Source organism: Halomonas sp. H5 (assembly GCF_050613175.1).
Taxonomy (GTDB): Bacteria; Pseudomonadota; Gammaproteobacteria; order Pseudomonadales; family Halomonadaceae; genus Bisbaumannia; species Bisbaumannia salifodinae.
The window spans coordinates 3,859,154-3,881,042 of sequence record NZ_CP192510.1; the positions used below are offsets into that span (position 1 = coordinate 3,859,154).

The 21,889-nt window shown below is 65.0% G+C and carries 23 protein-coding genes; 7 read left to right on the forward strand and 16 right to left on the reverse strand.

Going from position 1 to position 21,889, the window contains the following annotated elements:
- The first annotated feature begins 122 nt into the window (after window positions 1–122).
- The 6 genes from pcnB to ACQ1W9_RS17855 all read left to right on the forward strand — a co-directional run bounded on the left by pcnB (window position 123) and on the right by ACQ1W9_RS17855 (window position 5,535).
- Complete coding sequence (pcnB, locus tag ACQ1W9_RS17830) at window positions 123–1,529, forward strand: polynucleotide adenylyltransferase PcnB (protein ID WP_431024534.1); 1,407 nt, start codon at window positions 123–125, stop codon at window positions 1,527–1,529.
- Entirely contained in the window at window positions 1,522–2,019 is a 498-nt protein-coding gene (folK, locus tag ACQ1W9_RS17835; protein WP_431024535.1) for a 2-amino-4-hydroxy-6-hydroxymethyldihydropteridine diphosphokinase, read from the forward strand. Before pcnB ends, folK begins: the two co-directional genes overlap by 8 nt.
- A gap of 149 nt (window positions 2,020–2,168) precedes the next feature.
- The gene (gene panB, locus ACQ1W9_RS17840; protein ID WP_431024536.1) at window positions 2,169–2,960 is read left to right on the forward strand and encodes a 3-methyl-2-oxobutanoate hydroxymethyltransferase; all 792 of its coding nucleotides are present in this window, start codon (window positions 2,169–2,171) and stop codon (window positions 2,958–2,960) included.
- On the forward strand, window positions 2,960–3,808 hold the full coding sequence (gene panC, locus ACQ1W9_RS17845) for a pantoate--beta-alanine ligase (protein WP_431024537.1): 849 nt from the start codon (window positions 2,960–2,962) through the stop codon (window positions 3,806–3,808). The genes panB and panC overlap by 1 nt, the downstream gene beginning before the upstream one ends.
- Before the next feature lie 23 nt (window positions 3,809–3,831).
- Window positions 3,832–4,212 (forward strand): aspartate 1-decarboxylase, encoded by a 381-nt coding sequence (gene panD, locus ACQ1W9_RS17850; RefSeq protein WP_431024538.1) that lies wholly within the window; start codon window positions 3,832–3,834, stop codon window positions 4,210–4,212.
- 147 nt (window positions 4,213–4,359) lie between these two features.
- Complete coding sequence (locus ACQ1W9_RS17855) at window positions 4,360–5,535, forward strand: acetyl-CoA C-acetyltransferase (RefSeq protein ID WP_431024539.1); 1,176 nt, start codon at window positions 4,360–4,362, stop codon at window positions 5,533–5,535.
- 80 nt (window positions 5,536–5,615) lie between these two features.
- On the opposite strand, the gene ACQ1W9_RS17860 is transcribed toward ACQ1W9_RS17855, so the two are convergent.
- The 16 genes from ACQ1W9_RS17860 to rplU all read right to left on the reverse strand — a co-directional run bounded on the left by ACQ1W9_RS17860 (window position 5,616) and on the right by rplU (window position 20,601).
- A complete protein-coding gene (locus ACQ1W9_RS17860; protein WP_431024540.1) occupies window positions 5,616–6,932 on the reverse strand; it encodes a PilX N-terminal domain-containing pilus assembly protein in 1,317 nt (438 codons plus the stop codon).
- 31 nt (window positions 6,933–6,963) lie between these two features.
- Window positions 6,964–7,503, reverse strand: a complete 540-nt coding sequence (locus tag ACQ1W9_RS17865; protein WP_431024541.1) for a PilW family protein — start codon at window positions 7,501–7,503, stop codon at window positions 6,964–6,966.
- Window positions 7,500–7,934 carry a type IV pilus modification protein PilV gene (gene pilV, locus ACQ1W9_RS17870; RefSeq protein WP_431024542.1) on the reverse strand — a complete coding sequence of 145 codons (435 nt, stop codon included), beginning with the start codon at window positions 7,932–7,934 and terminating at the stop codon, window positions 7,500–7,502. Before pilV ends, ACQ1W9_RS17865 begins: the two co-directional genes overlap by 4 nt.
- Complete coding sequence (locus tag ACQ1W9_RS17875; RefSeq protein WP_431024543.1) at window positions 7,919–8,413, reverse strand: GspH/FimT family pseudopilin; 495 nt, start codon at window positions 8,411–8,413, stop codon at window positions 7,919–7,921. Before ACQ1W9_RS17875 ends, pilV begins: the two co-directional genes overlap by 16 nt.
- Window positions 8,394–8,828 carry a type IV pilin protein gene (locus tag ACQ1W9_RS17880; RefSeq protein WP_431024544.1) on the reverse strand — a complete coding sequence of 145 codons (435 nt, stop codon included), beginning with the start codon at window positions 8,826–8,828 and terminating at the stop codon, window positions 8,394–8,396. Before ACQ1W9_RS17880 ends, ACQ1W9_RS17875 begins: the two co-directional genes overlap by 20 nt.
- A gap of 145 nt (window positions 8,829–8,973) precedes the next feature.
- Window positions 8,974–9,927, reverse strand: a complete 954-nt coding sequence (ispH, locus tag ACQ1W9_RS17885) for a 4-hydroxy-3-methylbut-2-enyl diphosphate reductase (RefSeq protein ID WP_431024545.1) — start codon at window positions 9,925–9,927, stop codon at window positions 8,974–8,976.
- Between the two features lie 505 nt (window positions 9,928–10,432).
- Window positions 10,433–10,879, reverse strand: coding sequence for an FKBP-type peptidyl-prolyl cis-trans isomerase (fkpB, locus tag ACQ1W9_RS17890; RefSeq protein WP_251308995.1), 447 nt, complete (start codon window positions 10,877–10,879; stop codon window positions 10,433–10,435).
- A gap of 23 nt (window positions 10,880–10,902) precedes the next feature.
- Window positions 10,903–11,433, reverse strand: coding sequence for a signal peptidase II (gene lspA / locus ACQ1W9_RS17895; protein WP_431024546.1), 531 nt, complete (start codon window positions 11,431–11,433; stop codon window positions 10,903–10,905).
- Window positions 11,426–14,275: an isoleucine--tRNA ligase gene (gene ileS / locus ACQ1W9_RS17900; RefSeq protein ID WP_431024547.1), complete on the reverse strand. Its 2,850-nt coding sequence runs from the start codon at window positions 14,273–14,275 to the stop codon at window positions 11,426–11,428. The genes lspA and ileS overlap by 8 nt, the downstream gene beginning before the upstream one ends.
- Complete coding sequence (gene ribF, locus ACQ1W9_RS17905) at window positions 14,272–15,324, reverse strand: bifunctional riboflavin kinase/FAD synthetase (protein WP_431024548.1); 1,053 nt, start codon at window positions 15,322–15,324, stop codon at window positions 14,272–14,274. The genes ileS and ribF overlap by 4 nt, the downstream gene beginning before the upstream one ends.
- A 47-nt stretch (window positions 15,325–15,371) precedes the next feature.
- On the reverse strand, window positions 15,372–17,003 hold the full coding sequence (gene murJ, locus ACQ1W9_RS17910) for a murein biosynthesis integral membrane protein MurJ (RefSeq protein ID WP_431024549.1): 1,632 nt from the start codon (window positions 17,001–17,003) through the stop codon (window positions 15,372–15,374).
- Between the two features lie 94 nt (window positions 17,004–17,097).
- Window positions 17,098–17,364 (reverse strand): 30S ribosomal protein S20, encoded by a 267-nt coding sequence (rpsT, locus tag ACQ1W9_RS17915; protein WP_346062976.1) that lies wholly within the window; start codon window positions 17,362–17,364, stop codon window positions 17,098–17,100.
- Window positions 17,365–17,574: 210 nt separating this feature from the next.
- Window positions 17,575–18,714 (reverse strand): glutamate 5-kinase, encoded by a 1,140-nt coding sequence (gene proB / locus ACQ1W9_RS17920; RefSeq protein WP_346062975.1) that lies wholly within the window; start codon window positions 18,712–18,714, stop codon window positions 17,575–17,577.
- Window positions 18,715–18,725: 11 nt separating this feature from the next.
- Window positions 18,726–19,913: an Obg family GTPase CgtA gene (gene cgtA, locus ACQ1W9_RS17925; protein WP_431024550.1), complete on the reverse strand. Its 1,188-nt coding sequence runs from the start codon at window positions 19,911–19,913 to the stop codon at window positions 18,726–18,728.
- 85 nt (window positions 19,914–19,998) lie between these two features.
- Window positions 19,999–20,256, reverse strand: a complete 258-nt coding sequence (gene rpmA, locus ACQ1W9_RS17930) for a 50S ribosomal protein L27 (protein ID WP_346062973.1) — start codon at window positions 20,254–20,256, stop codon at window positions 19,999–20,001.
- Between the two features lie 33 nt (window positions 20,257–20,289).
- Window positions 20,290–20,601, reverse strand: coding sequence for a 50S ribosomal protein L21 (rplU, locus tag ACQ1W9_RS17935; RefSeq protein WP_195861445.1), 312 nt, complete (start codon window positions 20,599–20,601; stop codon window positions 20,290–20,292).
- A 270-nt stretch (window positions 20,602–20,871) separates the two neighbouring features.
- Between rplU and ispB the strand changes: the two genes are divergently transcribed.
- Entirely contained in the window at window positions 20,872–21,846 is a 975-nt protein-coding gene (gene ispB / locus ACQ1W9_RS17940; protein WP_431024551.1) for an octaprenyl diphosphate synthase, read from the forward strand.
- Window positions 21,847–21,889 lie beyond the last annotated feature (43 nt).

A 21,889-nucleotide genomic window follows, 5' to 3' on the forward strand; every position in this document is an offset into this window, starting at 1 on the left:
GGGGAGGCCGCATGGCCTCCCCTTTCTGCTTTTACGCCCCGATCCCCCTCATGCCACGGTTCCCATGCTGTCGGCGGTCGGCTACACTGTCGTTTTAGGACTCCGCGAGTCGATATCGCTGCATGTTCAAAGGATTTACCCGCTTTCTCCAACGCCCCGGTGAACGCTTGAAGAACCTCTTCGGCAGCCAGGATGGCCCCGGCGAGCCTCCCGGGCTTCGCGTCATCCCCCGCGACCAGCATTCGGTGTCACGCCGCCTGTTCAGCGAACCCGCCCTCAAGGTGCTCTACCGGCTGCACAACGCCGGCTACGAGGCCTACCTGGTGGGTGGCTGCATCCGTGACTCCCTGCTCGGCAGGCAGCCCAAGGACTTCGACGTGGCCACCGACGCCACCCCCGAAGAGGTCCGCGAGCTGTTCCGCAACTCGCGAATCATCGGTCGGCGTTTCCGTATCGTCCATGTGCGCTTCGGGCGCGAGGTGATCGAGGTCACCACCTTCCGCGGCAAGCCCAACGAGGATCATGGCGAGCACCTCTCCCAGCAGAGCGACCACGGCCTGTTGCTGCGCGACAATGTCTGGGGCGACGTGGAAGAGGACGCCCTGCGTCGCGACTTCACCGTCAATGCCCTCTACTACAATATCGCCGACTTCTCGATCCATGACTGGGCCGATGGGGTCAGCGATATCGAGTCGCGCACCCTGCGCATGATCGGCGACCCGGCCACCCGCTACCGGGAAGACCCGGTGCGCATGCTGCGCGCCATCCGCTTCGCCGCCAAGCTCGACTTCGAGTTCGCCGCCGCCACCGAGGCGCCGATCCGCGAGATGGCCCCGCTGCTGCTGCAGATTCCCCCGGCTCGGCTGTTCGACGAGGTGCTCAAGCTGTTCCTCGCCGGCCATGCCCTGACCACCTTCCGGCTGCTGCGCGACTATGGCCTCTTCGCCATGCTCTTCCCGGAGGCCGACGAGGCCCTGGCCGAGCTGCCCTGGGCGGAGGCGCTGATCGAGCGCGCCCTGGCCAATACCGATGCGCGCATCCAGCAGGATCGCCCGGTCACCCCGGCCTTCCTGTTCGCCGCCCTGCTGTGGCCCGGCGTGGTCCAGCGCCAGGCGCGCCTGCAGGAGGATGGCATGCCGCCGGTACCGGCGCTGCAGGCCGCCGCCCAGCAGGCGGTATCGCAGCAGCTGCAGCATATCTCGATCCCCAAGCGCTTCAGCCTCCCCATGCGCGAGATCTGGGACCTGCAGCAGCGCCTGCCCCAGCGCCGTGGCCGCCGCGCCATCCAGACCCGCGAGCACCCGCGCTTCCGGGCCGCCTACGACTTCCTGCTGCTGCGCGAAGAGGCCGGCGAGATCCCGCCCGGCCTGGGCGACTGGTGGACCGCCTTCCAGGAGGGCGACGAGCACGACCAGCAGCGCCTGCTGGGCAAGGCCGCCAGCCAGGGCGACGAGCCCCGCCCACGCAAACGCCGGCCCCGCAAGCGCCGGCGTCGCTCCGGCGGTGCCGGTGGCGACCAGAATGGCTAAGGGGGCTGACCACCAGGCCTATATCGGCCTGGGCAGCAATCAGCAGCACCCTCGCGAGCAGGTCATCCAGGCGCTGGAGGCCCTGGATAAGCTGCCGCTGACCCGCCTGGCGGGCGCCTCGCGACTCTATGCCAGCGCCCCGGTGGGGCCCCAGGATCAGCCCGACTTCGTCAATGCCGTGGCCCGGCTGAGCACCCGGCTCTCCCCCCTGGCCCTGCTCGACCAGCTCCAGGCCCTGGAGCAGCGCCACGGGCGCCGCCGGCTGCGCCACTGGGGGCCGCGCACCCTGGACCTCGACCTGCTGCTCTATGATGATGCCGTAATCGAGTCGCCGCGACTGCGGGTGCCGCATCCGGAGATGATTCACCGTGGCTTCGTGCTGGTCCCCCTGGCCGAGCTGGCTCCGGCGCTGTGCCTTCCCGATGGCCGGCACATCGCCCCCCTGGCCGAGGCCAGACGCGGTGACGACTTGCGACTCTTGTTACCCTAGGGGTAAAGTCGTTCGGCTGAGTGTTACCATTCGACACTTATTGGACCTTCGTCGGTAACATCTTGCCGCCTACCCCCGGGTCGGGTAACGTCGCCCACTCGAAACCGGTAGTGAACGACCGTTTCAACGCCAATCATGAGAACCTCCTTATGAAAACCGTCACCCTGAGCACGCTGCAGGCCTTCAAGCGCTCCGGCGAAGCGTTCAGCTGCCTGACCGCCTATGACGCCTCCTTCGCCCGGGCGGCCAGCGAGGCCGGCATCGAGGTGCTGCTGGTGGGCGACTCCCTGGGGATGGTGCTGCAGGGGCATAGCAGCACCCTGCCGGTCACCCTCGAGGAGATCTGCTACCACACCCGCTGTGCGGCCCAGGGCAAGGGCAGCAGCCTGCTGATGGTGGACCTGCCGTTTATGAGCAACTCCAGCCTGGAGCGGCTGCTGCAGGATGCCGGCGAGCTGATGCGCGCCGGCGCCGAGCTGGTCAAGGTAGAGGGCGAGGCCTGGATGGCCGAGGGCATCCGCGAGCTGACCCGCCGCGGCGTACCGGTCTGCGCCCACCTGGGCCTGACGCCCCAGACCGTCTATCAGATGGGCGGCTACAAGGTGCAGGGTCGCGACGCCAAACGCGCCGAGCAGATCATCGCCGACGCCCGCACCCTGGTGGAGGCCGGCGCCTCGGTGATCCTGCTGGAGTGCGTGCCCGCGAGCCTGGGCCGTGCCGTTACCCAGGCGGTGGACGTGCCGGTGATCGGCATCGGCGCCGGCCCCGAGGTGGATGGCCAGATCCTGGTGATGCACGACGTGCTGGGCGTCACCCACGGGCGCACCCCGCGCTTCGTCAAGGACTTCATGCAGGAGGCGGGCAACATTCAGGGCGCCTTCCGCGACTACCACGAGGCGGTCAAGGCGCGGCGCTTCCCCGCCGAGGAGCACTGTTTCTGATGCACACCCTGGAGAGCATCGCCGCCCTGCGCGAGGCCCTGGCCGGGCCCCGCCGGGCCGGCCAGCGTATCGGCCTGGTGCCCACCATGGGCAACCTCCACGAGGGCCACCTGGCCCTGGTCGCCGAGGCGAAACGCCACGCCGACCTGGTGGTGGCCACCATCTTCGTCAACCCCATGCAGTTCGGGGCCGGCGAGGACCTGGACGCCTACCCGCGCACCCTGGCGGAAGACCAGGCCAGGCTGGCCGCCGCCGGCTGCGACCTGCTGTTCGCCCCGCAGAGCAGCGAGATCTACCCCCGCGGCCTGGAGGCCCAGACCCGGGTCAGCGTTCCCGAGGTCAGCGAGGGCCTGTGCGGCGGCAGCCGCCCCGGCCACTTCGACGGCGTGGCCACCATCGTCACCATGCTCTTCAACCTGGTGCAGCCCCAACTGGCCTGCTTCGGCGAGAAGGACTACCAGCAGCTGGCGGTGATTCGCCGCCTGGTGACGGACCTGCACCTGCCCATCGAGATTATCGGCGTGCCCATCGTACGCGCCGCGGACGGCCTGGCCCTCTCCTCGCGCAACGGCTACCTGAGCGAGGCGGAGCGCGCCCAGGCGCCGGGGCTCTATCGCACCCTCTGCGAGCTGCGCGACGCCCTGGAGGCCGGCGGCGACCCCGGCCAGGGCCTGGCCGAGGCCGAGGCCACCCTTGCCAAGCGCGGCTTCAGCCCCGATTATCTCGAACTGCGCGCCCAGGACCTGGGACCGCTGACCGAGTCCACGCGCCACGCCGTGATCCTCGCCGCCGCCCGACTGGGCCCGGCACGCCTGATCGATAACCTGACCGTCAACCTGCCCCGCTAAGCGCAGGAAGGAAGAGAAGCCCGATGCATACCATCATGCTCAAGGCCAAGCTGCATATGGCCCGCGTTACCCACGCCGTGCTCAACTACGAAGGCTCCTGCGCCATCGACGGCGAGCTGCTGGACATGGCCGGCATCCGCGAAAATGAGCAGATCCAGATCTACAACGTGGAGAACGGCCAGCGCTTCACCACCTACGCCATCCGCGCCGAGGAAGGCTCCAGGATCATCTCCGTGAACGGCGCCGCCGCCCACCTGGCCGGCGTCGAGGACCGGGTGATCATCTGCAGCTACGCCCACTACAGCCAGGCCGAGCTGGACAACCACCAGCCCGCCCTGGTCTACCTCCAGGAAGGCAACACGGTCAGCCACACCAGCAACGCCATCCCCGTCCAGCTCGCCTAAGGCCCCAGACCCCAGGCCCGCTGTGATGCCCCGGCCCGCCGCCCTTATGGGCGGCGGGCCGTTTTCATGGAATTGTCCATTGCCGCAGCGCACAAATCTCCCTTATGCTGAACGAGTCACCGCTCGAGACTCAGCCAGGAGATTCCCATGCAAGATGTGGTCATTGTTGCAGCAAAGCGCACCGCCATCGGCAGCTTCGGCGGCTCCCTCGCTGGCATTCCCGCCAGCGACCTCGGTGCCCTCGTTATCAAGGACCTCCTCGCCGAGACCGGCGTGGCCCCGGAGCAGGTCGATGAAGTCCTGCTCGGTCAGGTATTGACCGCAGGCGTCGGCCAGAACCCCGCCCGTCAGGCCGCCATCAAGGGTGGCCTCCCCGCTGCCGTCCCCGCCATGACCATCAACAAGGTGTGCGGCTCCGGCCTCAAGGCCCTGCACCTGGCCACCCAGGCGATTCGCTGCGGCGATGCCGAGCTGATCCTTGCCGGCGGCCAGGAAAACATGTCGGCCTCTCCCCACGTGCTGCCCAACTCCCGTAACGGCCAGCGCATGGGTGACTGGAAAGCCGTCGACACCATGGTCAACGACGGCCTGTGGGACGCCTTCAACGACTATCATATGGGGATCACCGCCGAGAACCTGGCGGAGAAGTACAGCATCACCCGCGAGGCGATGGACGAGTTCGCCGCCGCCTCCCAGCAGAAGGCCACCGACGCCATCAAGGCCGGCAAGTTCCAGGGCCAGATCGTCCCGGTGGAGATTCCCCAGCGCAAGGGCGACCCGCTGGTCTTCGACACCGATGAGAACCCCCGCGCGACCACCGCCGACAAGCTGGGCGGCATGCGTCCCGCCTTCAAGAAGGACGGCACCATCACCGCCGGTAACGCCTCCTCCCTCAACGACGGCGCCGCCGTGGTGATGCTCTGCTCCGCCGAGAAGGCCAAGGAGCTGGGCCTGACCCCGCTGGCACGCATCGCCGGCTACGCCAATGCCGGCGTCGACCCGGCCATCATGGGTATCGGCCCGGCCCCGGCCACCCGCCGCTGCCTGGAGAAGGCCGGCTGGAGCCTGGACGATCTGGACCTGGTCGAGGCCAACGAGGCCTTCGCCGCCCAGGCCCTCTCCGTCAACAAGGAGCTGGGCTGGGACACCAGCAAGGTCAACGTCAACGGCGGTGCCATCGCCCTCGGCCACCCCATCGGTGCCTCCGGCTGCCGGGTACTGGTGACCCTGCTGCATGAGATGATCGCTCGGGATGCCAAGAAGGGCCTGGCGACCCTGTGTATCGGCGGCGGCCAGGGTGTGGCGCTGGCCATCGAGCGCTAAAGAAGAAGGCAGAGACCGCACAAAAGATTGCCCCTGCCAAATTGGCAGGGGCAATCTTCTTATTGAGAAAGGAAAGATGGTCAGGTACCAGAAACGTCCACATACCAAGACATAAGACGAATTCCCTTTCCACCCTGCCTAAGCATCTCAAAAGCCAGACTGCTATAATGAATCCCCATATTCCCACTAATCTCAAGATCTCCGGTAATCACCTCACCCATCTCTCCTGTGGCACTCTCTAATGCCACCACCCCTCCATATACCTGCGGATTCCCGCTACTAAACTTCAGGGTCCCACCAGGCTCGACAATAATCAATCCCTCATGCGTACTAGTACCATGATAATCGAAAACCGCCCCTTCCCTTATCACAATCACCCCAAGTGTATTAGTGCTTGCCTTAACCGAAACCTCAGAGCCATTTGTCACTTCTATAAATCTCGGAGAGATACTATCCCAGAACCCTGCCGGTTCAAGTCCATCGTAATAAAGACTTGAGTCGTAATCATTCCTATCACCAACATTGAAGCTAAGCTCGTCACCTTGTTCCAAGACCACATCAAAACCAGATGTCTCAACAAAATCTAAATAAGCATACCATTGGTCTTGATCGCCATATCCTTCCTTATTTCCATAAATCCTACCATCACATTCAATATAAGTACTACCATCCGAGTTCGTGCCTTCTGAATAACTATTACACTCTTCCTCTGGGGGGGCCTCCGCATCGGGGTAATAGGCATCATCCTGATCGCTTCCAGAATCATTAGGATCCGCTATACAGTGATTACCGCTACAGTCAAACACCTCAGGCACATGGTAATCTTCCCCTGTCAGATCTGAATTCCCTTGGACAGTATCCGAGCAGTCGGAGCCAAAGCATGTATATGCTGCACCATCGGAGAAGCCAGGCATTTGCCTAAACTTGGATACCAACCGAGACTCAACCTCTCCACGCTCGGCGCTCCCCCTCACCCTTGCGATAAAATAATCATCGTCAAGATTATACTCCGGATTATGATTGCCATCACCACAGTAAAACTCTTCATCTCTAACAGCATCATAGTCATACCAGCAAACTTCATCTTCCTCTACAGGATCCATATATATTATAGAGAAGGAGGAGTAATCCCCCACAGAGGTATCACCGGATAAAACTGAATCAACAAGCTCGTCAGCATCAACTTCACTTTCAGGCCATCCCTCACTCCTTAACGCCTGAAAAACTCTTGATGCACCAGCCTCCGATGCCAGGTGCGCCAGATTAAGAGCTCGGTGATTACCTGTCATTGACTCCTCAAGCCTAGAGGAATTCATGCTAGACAACCCCAAGAGAAGCGCAACAACTAGAAGAACAAGGCTAACCACTAGGGCAGCGCCTTTTTGTGTATTCATCATTCTTCACCTCCCAAGGGGGAAACGCACCACCTTACCTTGTAACGCTTTCCCTATTCGCCACTAAAAACTCGAAACTTCTATCATCAACACTATCACCAAGACCAGGAGAAAACCTCAAGGAAACTTGAACATAACCATCGCTATCAACATATATAAAATCCGCATCCTCGAGTCCTGACACTATAGGCTGAGCACCAGCCCACCCTGAACCGCAATCATAGTCGACAAGAACCTCCCCACCCAAGTAAGAGTATTTAACTTTTACTAGATCCCCACCAGAAACGCAGTATGGGTCTTCAGTTCTTGTTGTATACCCAAGCTCCAACTCACCTGAATTATCATCAGAAATATTTTCAACCCCAGAGCTTCTTATATCTAGGGAAACAACATCGACAAAGTACCTTAATGACTCTTGCCGCTCCGCAAGCTCTCCCATTCTATTGAACGACACCTTTGTTGAAACAAATAGCTGAGTCGCTCCAAAGACGATCAATAGGCCAATCACCAAGGCGACCATCAGCTCAACCAAGGTAAAGCCTTTCTGACATCTTGGCTTTTCCTGAATACTCATGGAGCCTCTCTCCCAGGAAGACGAGTAAAGTAAGAAAGAGAAGAGACATCGGCATTATCGGAAAACCTATTGTCTTCCCAAGAGACAATGACCTTATACTCACAAGCGCTGGGACTTTCAATATCACTGCTTGCGCTTGCATTCATATTTGGCAGCTTGCTAGCCCAGTGATTCAACCAATCAGCCTTTACAGCATCTGGATCAGGACAGAAATTACTGGCTGATCCAAGCTCGATCCATAGTCTCTCAACTGCATCCTGCGCTGCCAGGGTGGCGATAGAGCGATGGTAGGAGAGATGGGAGCTCTGCATTGCCTTGAGTTGCATGGCAGCAACACCAAGCAGCCCAAAGGAAAGCACAAGAACGGCGATTAGGGCCTCTAGCAGGGTAAACCCCTTCTGGAAATGATTTTTATTTATTCTATTCCCCATATCACCCCCCCCCCCTTAGCGATACTTCCAGCGGGGCTCACCACCACCGAGCTATCGCCGATGGTGATGGAGCAATCGCCATCGGTTAAGGTAGTGCAACTCTCCAGACGACCTAGAGAATTAAAAGTCACAGTATTTGTCGTAAATCCAAGCCGGTCATCCCTTGCTTGTCTTTCAAGCAGGGCTTCATCGGAGACTCCGTCATCATCATGATCATAATGCACCAGCAATGACCATAAACCTGAACTGTCGGATATTTGAAAAGTCACTTCCTGCCGGCGCTTGACGGCTTCGCTTCTGGAATAATTAAGGGCTGCCAGTATCTCGTTATAATCACTGGCCTGCCGGTTGGTTGCCATCAGGTTCTGGAACCCAGGCACCGCCAGAGTCGCCAGTATCGCCACCACTGCGATGGTGACCAGCAGCTCTATCAGCGTAAAGCCATGATGGCCTTTTCTATTACCAGCAATCACTGTCACCTGCCCCCCTGGCGCCGGTTTGAGTCAGGGTAAAGGTGCCGCATTCGGTATCTCTTTCTTGTCCATTTTTAGGTGCAGCCGATAAGGTATAGGTCGATGCATCAAGGGCTGCTGTAACACCATAAAATTCATTTTCCGAGTCGACGGGGAAGGAAACACAGGCATTATTCGCGGCATCACGGTAGCGATAATCACTGGTCACCGTATAGCAGCGCTCCAGCCGCCCGGCGGTCTCCATCAGGATCGCCTTGGCCTCGGTGCGCCGTGACTCGGTGACATAGCGGATATAGCTGGGATAGGCGATGGCGGCGAGGATGGCCACCACCGCCACGGCGATCATCACCTCGATTAACGTGAAACCGGCCTGACGGCGTCTGCCCCCAGGCCTTGTGGTCGCTTGTTCCCCTGCGCGCACGGCGGTGCCTCCGGCTAATCATTACTAATGTTTCATTGTGTATCAGCATAGTCGTGGGAGGCGCTTCGCACCAACAAAAAACCGGGCTTTCGCCCGGCTCTTTGGTACATAAGCCCTGCTTTAACAAGGGCTTTATGGTGAGCAATCACTCACTGGCAATCACCCGCTCGCGCAGCTCCTTGGGCATGGAGAAGGTGATGTTCTCCTCACGGCCGGCGAGCTCCTCCGGGACCGTGGCGCCCAGGCTCTGCAGCCGCTCGATCACGCCCTTGACCAGCACCTCCGGGGCGCTGGCGCCGGCGGTGATGCCGATATGATGCACGCCCTCGAGCCAGCTCTCCTGGATCTGGCTGGCGTCATCCAACAGGTGGGCGGGGGTGCCGACCCGCTCGGCCAGCTCGCGCAGGCGGTTGGAGTTGGAGCTATTGGGGCTACCTACCACCAGCACCAGGTCGCAACCGTCGGCGAGCTCGCGCATGGCGTCCTGACGGTTCTGGGTGGCATAGCAGATATCGTCCTTGCGCGGCCCCTGGATCTCGGGGAACTTGGCGCGCAGGGCGTCGATGACCTTCGCGGTGTCATCCATGGAGAGGGTGGTCTGGGTGACGAAGGCGAGCTGGCCGGGGTCCTGGACCTCCAGCTTGGTCACGTCCTCTTCGTCTTCCACCAGGTAGATCTTGCCGCCATGGGTGGTGTCGTAGCGACCCATGGTGCCTTCCACCTCGGGGTGGCCGGCGTGGCCGATCAGGATGCACTCCTGGCCGCGCTTGGCGTAGCGCAGTACCTCCATATGCACCTTGGTCACCAGCGGGCAGGTGGCGTCGAAGACCTTGAGGCCGCGACGCTCGGCCTCCTCCTGCACGGCCCGGGAGACACCGTGGGCGGAGAAGATCACGATGACGTCGTCGGGGACTTCAAAGAGTTCCTCGACGAAGATGGCGCCGCGCTCGCGCAGGGTCTCCACCACGAAGCGGTTGTGGACCACCTCGTGGCGCACATAGATGGGCGGACCGAAGACATCGAGGGCGCGGTTGACGATCTCGATGGCCCGGTCGACGCCGGCGCAGAAGCCGCGGGGGTTGGCCAGTTTGATTTGCATGCTGGGTAGACCTCGATGCCTGGGGCATCCGTTGGGGTGACCTGATATCAATGGTACCCGTAAATCGATTCTAGCGGGTGGTGGCGGCCAGGGGCACCTATCGGCGCCATCGCGCGGAATCCGCGCTCCCACAGGGGTTGGTGCCATTGGCCAGGCCGGGCGCCTGTCGGCGCCATTTCGCGCGGAATCCGCGCTCCCACAGGGGTTGGTGTCACTGGCCAGGCCGGGCACCTGTCGGCGCCAATCGCTCGGCAGAGCCGAGCTCCCACAGTGGGCGGTGTCACTGGCCAGGCCGGGCGCCTGTCGGCGCCATTTCGCGCGGAATCCGCGCTCCCACAGGGGTTGGTGCCATTGGCCGGGCCGGGCGCCTGTCGGCGCCAATCGCTCGGCAGAGCCGAGCTCCCACAGTGGGTGGTGTCACTGGCCAGGCCAGGCCAGGCGCTTATCGCTCGGGGAACCCGAGCTCCCACAATAAAGGTGGTGCCATTGGTCTGGCCTGGGGCGCCTAGTGGGTGGTGGCCGGTTTGACGCTGATGACTTCCACCTCGAAGGTCAGGGTACGCCCGGCCAGGGGGTGATTAAAGTCCACGTCGATCTGCTCGCCGTCGATGGCGCTGATCACCCCGGGCAGTTCGCCGCCGGAGGGGTCGGAAAAGGACATCACCATGCCCACTTCGAGGGCCTCGTCGCCGAAGTCCTCGCGCTTGAGGCGCTGGATGTTCTGGGGGTTGTGCTGGCCGAAGGCGTGCTCCGGGGCGATCTCGAAGCTACCCGTGTCGCCATCGGTGAGGCCCTTGAGCGGCGCCTCGAAGCCCGGCGGCAGGTTGCCGTCGCCCAGTTGGAAGGTGGCCGGGGCCTTCTCCTTGGTGGAGTCCACCACGGCACCATCTTCCAGCTTGAGGGTGAAGTGCAGGGTCACTTCCATGCCCTCGTCGATACGGTATTCGCTCATCTTTCGCTCCGTGGAATTCAGGATCAGGATCCGGCCTTGTTGCGGCGTTGGCGCCAGCCATCGCGCAGCGACTCGAGGATGATCCCCGCCGCCCCCAGGGTGATCGCCACGTCGGCCAGGTTGAAGGCCGGGAAGTAGTAGCGCTGCCCCCAGTGGAAGGAGAGGAAATCGACCACATAGCCGTGCACCAGACGATCGTAGAGGTTGCCCAGGGCCCCGCCGATGATCAGCGCCAGGGCCGCCGCCAGCAGGGTCTCGTGGGCCTTGAGGCGACGCATCCACAGGCTCAGGCCGACGCTGGCCCCCACCGCGATGGTGGCGAAGAACCAGCGCTGCCAGCCGTCGTGGCCGGCCAGGAAGCTGAAGGCCGCCCCGGTGTTGTGCAGCAGGGTCAGGTCGAAGAAGGGCAGCACCACCACCGGACGGGCGTATTCCAGCCAGGCGCTGGCGGCATACTTGGTGGCCAGGTCCAGCACGATCACCGCCAGCGCCAGCCATAGCCAACGCAGCGGTTTGTGCATGGGGCGGCTCTCCGCCCCCGGGGTCTTAGGCATAATGGCGCTCTTCACCGGGGCCCTCCGGCAGGTTGCTGATGCAGCGGCCGCACAGCTCCGGGTGCTCGGCGTGGCTGCCCACGTCCTCGCGGTGGTGCCAGCAGCGGTCGCACTTGTGGTGCTCACTGGCAGCCACGGCCACCCTGAGGTTGTCCAGCTCGGTGGCCTCGGCGGCGTCGCCCTCGGCCCCTTCGCTAGCGGACAGGGGCGCCAGATGCACGTCGCTGGTCAGCAGCACGAAGCGCAGCTCGTCGCCCAGGCGCTCCAGGGTGGCGTGCAGGGCATCGTCCACGTACAGCGTCACCTCGGCGGCCAGGCCGCTCTTGATGGTCTTGGCGTTACGCGCCTCTTCCAGGCACTTGTTGACCGCCTGCTTGACCTCCAGCACCTGCTCCCAGAAGTCGCGACCCAGGGGCGCGTCCTCGGCGAGCGTCTCGAGGCCACCGTAGTACTCCTCCAGCAGCACGCTCTCGCCGCGCTTGCCGGGGATGTTCTCGTAGATCTCCTCGGCGGTGAAGCTGAGGATCGGCGCCACCCAGCGGGCCAGGGCCTCCACCACCTGATAGAGGGCGGTCTGGGCGCTACGCCGCGCCAGGGAGTCGCTCTGGGTGGTGTACTGGCGATCCTTGATCACGTCCAGGTAGAAGCCGCCCAGCTCCCGGGCACAGAAACCGTGCACCTGCTGGTAGACATCGAGGAAGCGGTACTCCCCATAGGCCTTCTCGATGCGCGCCTGGAGCTGGGCGGCGCGGTCCACCACCCACTGGTCGAGGGCCAGCATCTCGCCGAAGGGCACGGCGTCGCGGTCCGGTTCGAAGCCGCTGAGGTTGGCCAGCAGGAAGCGCGCGGTGTTGCGGATGCGCCGGTAGACGTCGGCGGTGCGCTTGAGGATCTCGTCGGAGACCGCCATCTCGCCGCTGTAGTCGGTGGAGGCGACCCACAGGCGCAGGATATCGGCGCCCAGCTTGTCCATCACCTCCTGGGGCGCCACCACGTTGCCCACCGACTTGGACATCTTGCGGCCCTGGGCATCGACGGTGAAGCCATGGGTGAGCAGGCCGCGGTACGGCGGGTGGCCGTCGATGGCGCAGCCGGTCAGCAGCGAGGAGTGGAACCAGCCGCGGTGCTGGTCGGAGCCCTCCAGGTAGAGGTCGGCGCGGGGACCGGACTCGTGGCCATGGGGGTGGGAGCCGCGCAGCACGTGGCGGTGGGTGGTGCCGGAGTCGAACCAGACGTCCAGGGTGTCGGTGACCTTGTCGTAGTCGGCGGCCTCCTCGCCCAGCAGCTCGACGGGGTCGAGGCGGAACCAGGCGTCGATGCCCTCGGCCTCGACCCGCTTGGCGACGTCTTCCATCAGCTCGACGGTGCGCGGATGCAGTTCGCCGCTGGTCTTGTGCAGGAAGAAGGGGATCGGCACGCCCCAGTTGCGCTGGCGCGAGATGCACCAGTCGGGGCGGTTGGCGATCATGGCGTGGAGCCGCGCCTGGCCCCAGGCCGGGGTGAACTGGGTGGCCTCGATGCCGGCCAGGGCCTTCTCGCGCAGGGTCTTGCCATGACTGCCCTGACGATCCATGCCGACGAACCACTGGGCGGTGGCGCGGTAGATCACCGGCGTCTTGTGGCGCCAGCAGTGCATATAGCTGTGGGTGATCGGCTGGTGGGCCAGCAGGGCGCCCACCTCGGCGAGCTTCTCGACGATCTTCGGGTTGGCCTTCCAGATCATCTGGCCGCCGAAGAACGGCAGGTCGTCGGCGTAGACGCCGTTGCCCTGCACCGGGTTCTTGATCTCGTCGAAGCTCATGCCGTGGGCGCGGCAGGTGACGAAGTCATCCTCGCCGTAGGCCGGGGCCGAGTGGACGATGCCGGTGCTGCCCACCTCGCTCTCCACGTAGTCGGCCAGATACACCGGCGACAGGCGATCGTAGAAGGGGTGGCGGAAGCGGATGCCGTCGAAGGCCTCGCCGCGGGCGGTGGCGATCGCCTCGCCCTCCAGCCCGAAGCGCTCCAGGCACGACTCCACCAGCTCCTCGGCCAGCACCAGCAGCCGCTCGCCGGTGTCCACCAGGGCATAGGTGAACTCCGGGTGCATATTGAGGGCCTGGTTGGCGGGGATGGTCCAGGGGGTGGTGGTCCAGATCACCACGGCGGCGGGCTTGGCCAGCTCGCTCAGGCCGAAGGCCGCGGCCAGGCGCTCGGCGTCTTCTACCGGGAAGGCCACGTCGATGGCATCGGACTTCTTGTCCTGGTACTCCACCTCGGCCTCGGCCAGGGCCGAACCGCAGTCGAAGCACCAGTTGACCGGTTTGAGCCCCTTGAACACGAAGCCCGCCTCGACCATATCGGCCAGGGCGCGGATCTCGCCGGCCTCGTTGGCGTACTCCATGGTGCGATAGGGATGATCCCAGTCGCCGATCACCCCCAGGCGCACGAAGTCCTTGAGCTGCCCCTGGACCTGCTCGCCGGCGTACTCCCGGCACAGCTTGCGGGCCTCTTCCGCCGGCAGGTGCTTGCCGTGGGTGGTCTCCACCTTGTGCTCGATGGGCAGGCCATGGCAGTCCCAGCCCGGCACATAGGGGGCGTCGAAGCCGGCCAGGTTCTTCGACTTGACGATGATGTCCTTGAGGATCTTGTTGACCGCATGCCCGATATGGATGCTGCCGTTGGCGTAGGGAGGGCCGTCGTGGAGCACGAACAGCTCGCGGCCCTGGCGCGCCTCACGCAGCCGCTGGTAGATATCCAGCGTCTTCCACTGCGCCACCCGATCGGGCTCGCGCTTGGGCAACATGCCGCGCATGGGGAAGTCGGTTTCGGGCAGGTTCAGGGTGTGCTTGTAATCGCTCATGGGTGTCCGTCATCGTCGCAGCCGGCGGCCCGGGGGCCGTCCGAGGTGTCGGGTATGGCAGCCTCGCGCGCCAGGGGCGCCGATGCCAGGGGAAGCGTATCGCTGGTCTCCGGTGCCCTGGGGCACTCGGCAAAGAAGGTGCGGGCACGCTGCTGGTCCCGGGCGATCTGGCGCTTGAGCGCCTCCAGGCCGTCGAAACTCAGCTCGCCGCGCAGGCGCGCACAGGGGGTCACCGTCAGGCGCTGGCCATAGAGGTCGCCATCGAAGTCGAAAAGATGCACCTCCAGCACCGGGCGACGGCTGCCTACCGTGGGGCGCCAGCCGATATTGGCCACCCCGGGCAGGGTGCGGCCGTCGGCCAGGGTGGTCATCACCGCATAGACGCCGCGCAGCGCCAGCGGCCGCGGCAGCAGCGGCAGGTTGGCGGTGGGCACGCCGATGGTACGCCCCAGCTTCTGGTCGGCCACCACCCGGCCGCTGATGCGGAAGGGGCGCCCCAGCATGCGCCGGGCCTGGGCGAAGTTGCCGCTGGCCAGCAGGGTGCGCACCCGGGTGCTGGAGACCCGTTCGCCGTCCAGCACGAAGGTGCGGGTATGCTCCACGCCGAAGCCGCACTCGGCGCCCATCCGCTGCAGCAGGGCGAAGTCGCCGCTGCGGTCGCAGCCGAAGCGGAAGTCGTCCCCCACCACCAGGTGCCGCACCCCGAGGCCCCCGATCAGCACCCGCTCCACGAACTGGCGGGCGGTGAGGCCACGCAGGGCGTCATTGAAGGGCAGGCAGAGCACCCGGTCGGCGCCGGCCTCGGCCAGCAGGTCGACCTTGTCGCGCAGTCGGGTGAGCCGCGGCGGCGCCTGGTCGCCGGCGAAGAACTCCCGGGGCTGGGGCTCGAAGACCACCACGGTGACCGGCAGGCCCAGACGGCGGGCCCGCTCGCGAAGCTGGTCGAGGATCGCCCGATGGCCGCGATGGACCCCATCGAAGTTGCCGATGGTGGCCACGCAGCCCCGGTGCGCCTCGCGCAGGTTATGCAGTCCTCGAATCAGTTCCATGCGTCGCCCAAGGCTCCATCACGGGATAAAGTCAACGATTATAGCGGTCAGCCATGCAGCCGGAAATGGCGCAGCCGAACGCCCCAGGCGGCCAGCCAGGCGAAGTAGATCGCCGCGCCACCTACCACCAGGCCGGCCAGGTGCAGCACCCGCTGGCTGACGCCCCAGCCCAGCCACTGCTGCCAGTCCGGCGCCAGCCAGGCCAGGCCCAGCCCCATCACCGTGCAGCCGCCCAGCAGCTGCACCGCGTAGCGCCCCCAGCCCGACTGCAGCACCAGCACGCCCTGCTTACGCAGCAGGTAACCCAGCAGGCCGGCATTGAGGAAGGCCGACAGCGCCGTGGCCAAGGCCAGGCCGGCGTGGGCCAGGGGCCAGATCAGGATCAGGTTGAGGATCATATTGGCCACCATGGCGATGATCCCCACCTTGACCGGGGTCTTGGTGTCCTGGCGAGCGAAGAAGCCCGGCGCCAGCACCTTGATCAGCATAAAGGCTACCAGGCCCAGGGCGTAGGCCCGCAGGCTCATGGCCGCCATGGCGATATCCCGTTCGGTCATGGCGCCATAATGGAACAGCGAGATCAACAGCGGCTCGGCGAGGATCACCAGGGCCAGGGCCGCCGGCACCCCCAGCAGCAGCACCGCGCGCATCGCCCAGTCGAGCATCTTGGCGAAGTGCTCGCCGGACTGCTCCGCATGGCGCCGCGACAGGGCCGGCAGGATCACCGTGCCCACGGCGATGCCGAAGACCCCCAGGGGCAGCTCCACCAGGCGGTCCGAATAGTAGAGCCAGGAGACGCTGCCCGGCGCCAGCAGCGAGGCCAGCACGGTATCCAGCAGCAGGTTGATCTGCGACACCGAGACCCCGAACAGCGCCGGCGCCATCAATACCAGGATACGCTTCACCCCGGCGTGGGCGAAGTTGGGCCAGGGCCTGGGCATCAGCCCCAGGCGCGCCAGGAAGGGCACCTGGAAGGCCAGTTGGGCCAGGCCGGCGATCATCACGCCCCAAGCCAGGGCCATGGCCGGCTCGCTCATCAGCGGGGTCAGCAGCACCGCCGCGCCGATCAGCGACAGGTTGAGCAGCACCGGGGTAAAAGCCGGCACCGCGAAGCGGTTCCAGGTGTTGAGCACGCTGCCGGCGAAGGCGGTCAGCGAGATCAGCAGCAGGTAGGGGAAGGTGAGCCGCAGCATCTCGGCGGTGAGCGCCAGCTTGGCCGGGTCACGGCCGAAACCGGGGGCGAACAGCCACACCAGCCAGGGGGCGGCGAACATGGCCAGGGCGGTGATCAGCAGCAGCACCACCGCCAGGCTGCCGGCCACCGCGTCGAGCAGCTCGCGCACCTCGGCCCGGGAGCGCTGGGCGGCATACTCCGAGAGCACCGGGATAAAGGCCTGGTTGAAGGCCCCCTCGGCGAACAGGCGGCGCATGAAGTTGGGGATCTTGAAGGCCACGAAGAAGGCATCGGCGCCCTGGCCGGCGCCGAACAGGGCGGCGATCACCACGTCCCGGGCCAGGCCCATGACCCGCGAGACCATGGTCATCATACTGACCACCAGGCCGGAGCGCAGCAGGCCGGCACGCACCGGCGGCTGGGCGGCGTCGCTCGCGGGAGTGGATACTGTCTGGGGATCGTCGTTGGCCACGGGGTCGCCTTGCTGGAGTGGAGTGACGGCCATAAAAAAACCGGCCGAAGCCGGTTTTTTCCTAAGCACTGCTTGCGTCAGCAAGCCTCCGCGGAGGCCGGGCAATCAGTCCTAGTGGGCGTCCGGCTTACGCAGCCAGCGCCTTAATTCGCTTGTTCAGGCGGCTCTTCAGGCGAGCGGCCTTCTTCTTGGACAGCACGTCCTTGTCGGCGATGCGGTCGATGACCGGCTGAGCCGCCTTGAAGGCGTCCATGGCCTGAGCGTGGTCGCCGCCGTCGATGGCCTTGATCACCCGCTTGACGTAGGTGCGGACCATGCTGCGCTGGCTGGACTTCAGGACGCGACGCTGCTCTGCCTGACGGGCGCGCTTGCGGGCTTGCTTGCTGTTAGCCACTACTATCTCCTTGGAGAATGCTTACCGCTATTGGGTAAAATCTTGGTAACTAGTTGACCGAGCTGGGCTTTCTTCGAGATCCCAACCGGTTTGGCCGGCGTTGATCGTAATCGCCACCACGGGCCGTGTCTGAGAGGATGGCGCATTCTAGCATGTCAAGTCCGGGGTTGCCATAACCCGGCTCAAGCATCCCGGGGGGACCGCCTCGCGCTACAACACCACCAGATTATCGCGATGAATCAGCTCCGGGGCTTCCATATAGCCGAGGATCGCCTCGATCTGGTGGCTGGGCTGGCCGAGCAACTGCCGCGCCTCGTCGGCGCCATAGTTGACCAGCCCCTTGGCCACCCGCTCCCCGGCCTCGTCCACGCAGACCACCATGTCGCCGCGCACGAAGGTGCCGGAGATCGCCTTGACCCCCACCGGCAGCAGGCTCGAGCCGCGACTGCGCAGCACCTTCACCGCCCCGGCATCCAGGGTCAGGTGGCCACGCACCTGCAGCTGCCCCGCCAGCCAGCGCTTGCGGGCCGCCATGGGCGCCTGCTCGGGACGCAGCAGGGTACCCAGGCGCTCGCCGGCCACCAGCCGCGTCAGCACCTCGGGCTGGCGACCGCTGGCGATGGCGGTCACCGCTCCGGAGCGCGCCGCCAGCTGGGCCGCGCGCACCTTGGTGATCATGCCACCGCGGCCCAGGGCGCCGCCGTCGCCGGCCATGCCGGCCAGGCGCGGGTCGTCGGCGCGCCCCTCCTGGATCAGCCTGGCCTCGGGATCGTGGCGGGGATCGGCGTCGAAGAGCCCCTCCTGGTCGGTAAGAATCACCAGGGCATCGGCCTCCAGCAGGTTGGCCACCAGGGCGCCCAGGGTGTCGTTGTCACCGAAGCGGATCTCGTCGGTGACCACGGTATCGTTCTCGTTGATCACCGGCACCACCCGCAGCCCCACCAGGGTACGCAGCGCCGAGCGGGCGTTGAGGTAGCGCTTGCGGTTGGAGAGGTCGTCATGGGTCAGCAGGATCTGGGCGGTCAACAGCTCATGGCGACCGAAGTGGCCCTCGTAGCATTCGGTGAGGCCGTTCTGCCCCACCGCGGCGGCGGCCTGCAGCTCGTGCACCGCCGAGGGCCGGGCCTGCCAGCCCAGGCGCACCATGCCGGCGGCCACCGCCCCGGAGGAGACCAGCACCACCTCGATGCCGCGGCGATGCAGCTCGGCGATCTGATCCACCCAGCCGCCGATGGCCGCCTCGTCCAGGCCACGGCCGTCATTGGTCAGCAGCGCGCTGCCGATCTTCACCACCACCCGCCGGGCGCCCGCCAGGGCCTCGCGCCCCGGGGCCTGCTCCTTGACCGTCATCTCAGCCTTTCCTACTCCACGTATTCGACGTCGACATCATAATCGTCATCGTCGAAGTCGTCGTCATCATCCGCGTCGCGCTTGCGCTTGCGACCCAGGCGCTCCTCGGTGCGCGCCACCGATTCTTCCTCCATGCGCTCACGCATCTGCCGCTCGCGCTCGGCGGCCGCCTCGTCCTCGTTCTCGAGGCGACGCTGCTCGGTGAGCCAGCGATGCACCGCCTGCACCAGGGCATCGGTGCCCTGGCCGGAGATCGCCGAAATGCGGAACACCGGGCCTTCCCAGCTCAGCCGCGAGATGATCTCCTCGGCCACCGCCTCGCGCTGCTCCTCGGGGAGCAGGTCGAACTTGTTGAGCACCAGCCAGCGGGGCCGCTCGGAGAGCGCCGCGGAGAATTGCTCCAGCTCGTGGACGATGGCCTCGGCGGCCGCCACCGGGTCGGACTCGTCGAAGGGCGCCACATCCACCACATGCAGCAGCAGCCGGGTGCGGGTCAGGTGCTTGAGGAAGCGCAGCCCCAGGCCGGCCCCCTCGGAGGCGCCCTCGATCAGCCCCGGCACGTCGGCCATCACGAAGTGCTCGTGGGGGCCGATCTTCACCACCCCAAGGTTGGGCACCAGGGTGGTGAAGGGGTAGTTGGCGACCTTGGGCTTGGCGGCGGAGACGGCGCGGATCAGCGTCGACTTGCCGGCATTGGGCAGGCCCAGCAGGCCCACGTCGGCCATCACCTTCATCTCCAGGCGCAGGTTGCGACGCTCGCCCTCGGTGCCCTTGGTGGTCTGCCGCGGGGCCCGATTGGTGGAGGACTTGAAGTGGATATTGCCCAGCCCGCGGCGGCCACCCTGGCCCACCAGCACCACCTGGCCGGCCTCGGTAACGTCGGCGATCACCTCGAGGGTCTCCTCGTCGATCACCGTGGTCCCCACCGGCACCTTGACATGCAGGTCGTCGCCGGCCCTGCCGCTCATCTGCCGGCCCTGACCGGGCTGACCGTTCTGGGCCTTGTAGAAGCGCTGGTACTTGAAGTCGATCAGGGTGTTGAGGGCATCGTCACCGATCAGGTAAACGCTGCCGCCGTGGCCGCCATCGCCGCCATCGGGGCCACCCTTGGGCACGTACTTCTCGCGCCGGAAGCTCAGGCAACCGTTACCCCCCTTGCCGGCTTCGACGATGATCGAGGCTTCGTCGACGAACTGCATCTGTCACTCTCCTGGCGGTCACTACCACCATGATACAAGAAGGCCCCGCCTGGGCGGGGCCTTCCTGAAGCAGGTTCGGGCGGTCTCAGGCGGAGACGACGCTGACGAACTTGCGGTTCTTCGGACCCTTGGTCTCGAACTTGATCACGCCTTCGCCCAGGGCGAACAGGGTGTGATCCTTGCCGATGCCCACGCCGGTACCGGCATGGAACTTGGTGCCGCGCTGACGGACGATGATGTTGCCCGGCTTGACGACCTGGCCGCCGAACAGCTTGACACCAAGGCGTTTGGATTCTGAATCACGGCCGTTCCGCGTGGAACCGGCAGCCTTCTTATGAGCCATTGCAAATACCTCGCTCTAGGGGGATTGGACCGCTTAGGCGGAGATCCCGGTGATCTTGACTTCAGTGAACCACTGACGGTGGCCCTGACGCTTCATGTGGTGCTTGCGGCGACGGAACTTGATGATGGTCACCTTGTCGCCACGGCCGTGGGAGACGACCTCGGCGGAGACCTTGGCACCGTCGACCAGGGGAGCGCCGACCTTGACGTCGTCGCCATCGGCAACCAGCAGCACCTGGTCGAAGTCCAGGGTCTCACCGGTGGCCACTTCCAGCTTCTCGAGCTTCAGGGTCTGGCCTTCCTGAACGCGGTACTGCTTGCCACCGCTCTTGATCACTGCATACATGGGCTTTCTCTCCAGTTACTCATCGGGCTGTGCTCTTCATCGGCCTGCTTCGAGTGGCGCCCCTTCCGGCAGCCATCTGACAGGGAGCGTGATGAGTCGGGTCGCGGATTATAACGGCAGGCAAGCCTTGACACAAGCCACAGGCCGCGCAATGCCTGGCTTGACGCCCATCCCCCCCCTCCATAGCATTAGCCCCACCCAAGGCCGGCTCACATCGCACATCGTCACCCCCTCGGCCCCACCCTCTTATCCGCGACAAGCCCAACACTCATGCAGCCAACCGCATCGCCCATCCATGCGGCGGTGGCAGAAGATTTCGCCGCCGTCAATCGCACCATCCAGGCCCAGCTGGCGTCCCGCGTGCCCCTGGTGGAAACCATCGGCAACTACATCACCGAGAGTGGTGGTAAACGCCTGCGCCCCCTGCTGGTGCTGCTGGCGGCGCGCTCCCTGGGCTATCAGGGCGATCGGCACATCCCCCTGGCGACCCTGATCGAGTTCATGCACACCTCCACCCTGCTGCATGACGACGTGGTGGACGAGTCGCATATGCGTCGCGGCAAGGCCACCGCCAACGACGCCTGGGGCAATGCCCCCTCGGTACTGGTGGGCGACTTCCTCTACTCCCGCTCCTTCCAGATGATGGTGGAGCTCGGCTCTATGGAGGTGATGCGCATCCTCTCCGGCGCCACCTGCACCATCGCCGAGGGCGAGGTGCTGCAGCTCACCAACGTGGGCAACCCGGACGTGGACGAGGCCGCCTACTTCGAGACCATCCAGGGCAAGACGGCGATGCTCTTCGAGGCCGCCTCCCATACCGGCGCCATCATCGCCGGCGCCACCCCGGAGCAGGAGGCGGCGCTGCAGCACTATGGCCGCTACCTGGGGCTGGCCTTCCAGTTGATCGATGACCTGCTCGACTATCAGGGCGACGCCGAGGCCATGGGCAAGAACGTCGGCGACGACCTGGCCGAGGGCAAGCCTACCCTGCCGCTGATCCAGGCCATGGTGGCGGGCAGCGCCGAGCAGGCCGCGGTGATTCGCCAGGCGATCCGCCAGGGCGGCCTGGAGCGCCTCGACGAGGTACTGAGCATCGTCGAGGCCACCGGCGCCCTGGACTACACCCGCGCCCGGGCCGAGGAGATGGCCGCGCTGGCCCTGACCCAGCTCGACGTCCTGCCGGAGAGCCCCTACCGGGACAGCATGGCGCTGCTGGCGCGCCTGGCGGTGGAACGCAAGAACTGAGGCAAGGCGACAGCGAAGCCCGCGGCGATGCTTGCATCACGGC

Bases quoted from the DNA above. Each gene is read 5' to 3' on its own strand.
- pcnB (WP_431024534.1), top strand. From the start codon at position 123: ATGTTCAAAGGATTTACCCGCTTTCTCCAACGCCCCGGTGAACGCTTG.
- folK (WP_431024535.1), top strand. From the start codon at position 1,522: ATGGCTAAGGGGGCTGACCACCAGGCCTATATCGGCCTGGGCAGCAAT.
- panB (WP_431024536.1), top strand. From the start codon at position 2,169: ATGAAAACCGTCACCCTGAGCACGCTGCAGGCCTTCAAGCGCTCCGGC.
- panC (WP_431024537.1), top strand. From the start codon at position 2,960: ATGCACACCCTGGAGAGCATCGCCGCCCTGCGCGAGGCCCTGGCCGGG.
- panD (WP_431024538.1), top strand. From the start codon at position 3,832: ATGCATACCATCATGCTCAAGGCCAAGCTGCATATGGCCCGCGTTACC.
- ACQ1W9_RS17855 (WP_431024539.1), top strand. From the start codon at position 4,360: ATGCAAGATGTGGTCATTGTTGCAGCAAAGCGCACCGCCATCGGCAGC.
- ACQ1W9_RS17860 (WP_431024540.1), bottom strand. From the start codon at position 6,932: ATGATGAATACACAAAAAGGCGCTGCCCTAGTGGTTAGCCTTGTTCTT.
- ACQ1W9_RS17865 (WP_431024541.1), bottom strand. From the start codon at position 7,503: ATGAGTATTCAGGAAAAGCCAAGATGTCAGAAAGGCTTTACCTTGGTT.
- pilV (WP_431024542.1), bottom strand. From the start codon at position 7,934: ATGGGGAATAGAATAAATAAAAATCATTTCCAGAAGGGGTTTACCCTG.
- ispH (WP_431024545.1), bottom strand. From the start codon at position 9,927: ATGCAAATCAAACTGGCCAACCCCCGCGGCTTCTGCGCCGGCGTCGAC.
- fkpB (WP_251308995.1), bottom strand. From the start codon at position 10,879: ATGAGCGAATACCGTATCGACGAGGGCATGGAAGTGACCCTGCACTTC.
- lspA (WP_431024546.1), bottom strand. From the start codon at position 11,433: ATGCCTAAGACCCCGGGGGCGGAGAGCCGCCCCATGCACAAACCGCTG.
- ileS (WP_431024547.1), bottom strand. From the start codon at position 14,275: ATGAGCGATTACAAGCACACCCTGAACCTGCCCGAAACCGACTTCCCC.
- ribF (WP_431024548.1), bottom strand. From the start codon at position 15,324: ATGGAACTGATTCGAGGACTGCATAACCTGCGCGAGGCGCACCGGGGC.
- murJ (WP_431024549.1), bottom strand. From the start codon at position 17,003: ATGGCCGTCACTCCACTCCAGCAAGGCGACCCCGTGGCCAACGACGAT.
- proB (WP_346062975.1), bottom strand. From the start codon at position 18,714: ATGACGGTCAAGGAGCAGGCCCCGGGGCGCGAGGCCCTGGCGGGCGCC.
- cgtA (WP_431024550.1), bottom strand. From the start codon at position 19,913: ATGCAGTTCGTCGACGAAGCCTCGATCATCGTCGAAGCCGGCAAGGGG.
- rpmA (WP_346062973.1), bottom strand. From the start codon at position 20,256: ATGGCTCATAAGAAGGCTGCCGGTTCCACGCGGAACGGCCGTGATTCA.
- rplU (WP_195861445.1), bottom strand. From the start codon at position 20,601: ATGTATGCAGTGATCAAGAGCGGTGGCAAGCAGTACCGCGTTCAGGAA.
- ispB (WP_431024551.1), top strand. From the start codon at position 20,872: ATGCAGCCAACCGCATCGCCCATCCATGCGGCGGTGGCAGAAGATTTC.